General features: G+C 71.1%; 2 protein-coding genes. Both read right to left on the minus strand.

The window, feature by feature from the left end; all coding sequences use genetic code 11:
• Nucleotides 1-35 precede the first annotated feature (35 nt).
• Complete coding sequence (locus tag EBO15_RS43135; RefSeq protein WP_122200184.1) at nt 36-1,799, minus strand: ABC transporter substrate-binding protein; 1,764 nt, start codon at nt 1,797-1,799, stop codon at nt 36-38.
• 290 nt (nt 1,800-2,089) lie between these two features.
• On the minus strand, nt 2,090-2,662 hold a 573-nt coding region (locus EBO15_RS44975), incomplete at its 5' end, for an NRDE family protein (protein WP_122200185.1).

The raw sequence follows: 2,662 nt of genomic DNA on the forward strand, positions 1-2,662 counted from the left end.
GGGCCCGCGCGGCGCGGGCCCGGCCGGGACGGCGGTCACTGAACCTTGATGAGGCTGTAGTCGTAGCCCTGGAACTGCGGCAGGTACTTGGCGTTCTTCACCCGGGACGAGTGGAAGATCGGGTACTTCTGGTTCATCAGCGGGACGACCGCGGCGTCCTGCATGATCTGCCGGTCGGCCTGCGCCCACGAGTTCGCGGCCGTGTCCACGTTCGTGGCCTCGAGCGCCTGGTCGATCAGCTTGTTCACGGCCGGGTTGTTGTAGCCGCCGTAGTTGGTGGAGTTCGGGCCGTAGTGCCGTCCGTCGAACAGCGGGACGATGTTGGTGCGGCCGTTGTTGCCGTACCAGTCCGGCACCCAGCCGGGCCCGGCGATGTCCCACTTGCCGGCCTTGGCGTCCGCCGGGGTGACCAGCGTCTTGCTGTAGAACGTGCCGTTGGTGTCCGGCGTGAGCTGGGCCTTGATGCCGCACTGGGCCAGGTTCGCCTGGACGGACTGGGCGATCTTCGGGTGGTTGCTGGAGACCCGGTAGGGGAACTTCAGCGTGAGCCCGTTGGGGTACCCCGCGCCGCTCAGCATCGTCTTGCACTTGTTGGCGTCGCCGGAGTTGTCCGGCGTCGGGTACAGGTTGAACGGCTTGTAGCCGACGCTGCGCGGCGGGATGACCTGGTTCAGCACGCTGCTGACGTCGGGGCCGCCGTAGATCTGGATCGCCGCGGCCTTGTCGACGGCGTACTGGATCGCCTGCCGCACCGCGACCTTGCCGAGCGCCCCGCCGTTGTTCGGGCTGAGGGTGTTGAACACGATGTAGGGGTTGCTGGACGACCCGTCCATGATCTTGAAGTTGGAGTTCGACTTCAGGCTCGGGATCTGCCCGGTCGGGACGGTCTGGTCCCAGGACAGGTCGGCGGCGCCGGACTCCATCTGCTGCTGGACGGTCTCGGGCGAGTCCTGCCCCATCGTGATCTGGATCCCGTCGGGGTTCTGCTCCCGGATGGGGTCCGAGTCCTGTTTCCAGGCGGTGTTCTTCGCCAGCGTGATCTGCTTGTTCGGCTGGTAGGAGGTGATCTTGTACGGGCCGTCGGAGATCGTGTGTGTGCGGAACTCCGGGCTGTCCGGGATGAGCTTGTCGTACTCGGCCGGGGCCGCCGCCGAGAACGTCAGGCCGAGGATGTTGGTGAAGTCGCTCGCCGGGTTGACCAGCTTGACCACCAGGGTCTTGTCGTCCTTGGCCTGGAGGCCGGGGACCTGGTGGCCGTTCTGGTAGGCGGCGATCGCCGCCGCGTCCGTCGCGCTCACCTTGGTGAAGCCGGCGCAGAACTGGCTGAAGCCCTCGATGGTCTCGGTGTAGTACGCCATGCCGCCGGACGGCTTGGCCGGGTTGCAGATCCGCTTGATGCCGCGGATGAAGTCGCCCGCGACCACCGGCCGGACCGGGTTGGTGTCCCACTGCATGCCGTCGCGCAGCTTGATCGTGTAGGTCTTGCCGTCCTTGCTGAGCCCGCCGTTGTCGGTGGTCGGGATCTCGGCGGCGGCGTCGGGCACGACCTTGATCGCGTCGTCGAAGTTGTCGGCGGCCTTGACGTTGAACAGGTTCCGCGAGAACTGGCGGGCGAGCAGGTTGCCCCAGGTGGTGTAGACGCTCGAGGTGTCGATGTGGTCCGGGTCGGACGACCCGACGACCTTCAGCGTCCCCCCGGCGGTCCCGCCGCCCCCGCCTCCGCCGCCGCACGCGGCCAGTCCGAGAGCGGCCGCCCCCAGACCCGCGGCGATCACCGTCCCCCGTCGTCGTGCTGCCATCTGCGCTTCCCCCGCTCTGCGTGATGCCCTGGGCGCGTCCCCGTACGGTCGGCGGCACCGGGTGCGCCCGGCGAAGATCGCGCTAGGTAGCGAAGTTAGCACCCAGAGTCATCCGGCCGCGTGCGCGACCCCCGAAAAGGTCGGGCGCGCCGCCGAGCGGTCCGCGGGGCGCGCCGGACGGTCCCGAAGCGGGAATGCCGGACGAAGGTGACGGATGACCGGGGTGGAACCGGGCCGCGGCGGGCCCGCGGCGGGCCATGACGGGCCCAGGGCGGGCCCGGGGCGGCGGCTCAGAGGATGGTCGTCCAGGCGGACGGGTCGCCGGGGCGGGCGGAGAAGTCGTAGCGGACGAAGTCCGGGGCGAGCGCGACGAGGCTGATCGAGGTGGTGCCCCAGACGCGGCCGGGTTCGAACTCGTGCAGCGGGAGCAGGGTGCGCCGGTCGGTGCGTTCGAGGCCGCCGCCCTCGAGCTCGGCCAGCCAGGGCGCCCAGTCGCGGGCGTCGCCGCCCGGGCGCGGCTCGGGGCGGGGCGCGGCGGCGAGCACCGGGCGCAGGTGGGCGAGGCGGGCGTGCATGAACGCGTCCTCGACGCCGCCCTCGCGGTGGCCCTCGCCGTTCAGGCCGTTGTTGACGACGATGTGGAGGCCGGGGCCGAGGTCGCGCTCGGTGTGGCCGGCGCCGTCCCAGCTCCACATGCGCGCGCCGTCCGGCTGGACGCCGAGCAGGAAGAACGGGTCGTAGGCGGGCAGGTCCAGGTCGCCGGGGGCGCCGCCCGCGGCGACGCGCAGCGGCAGGTCGCCGCGGGAGCGGCGCCGGTCCGCGGGGGCGAGGGGGCCGCGGCCGTTCAGGACGGTCGCGGCACG

It is taken from the genome of Actinomadura harenae (assembly GCF_003696215.1).
In the GTDB taxonomy this organism is placed as follows: domain Bacteria; phylum Actinomycetota; class Actinomycetes; order Streptosporangiales; family Streptosporangiaceae; genus Spirillospora; species Spirillospora harenae.

Coding starts and splice junctions, on each gene's coding strand:
- EBO15_RS43135 (WP_122200184.1), bottom strand. CDS start 1,799: ATGGCAGCACGACGACGGGGGACGGTGATCGCCGCGGGTCTGGGGGCG.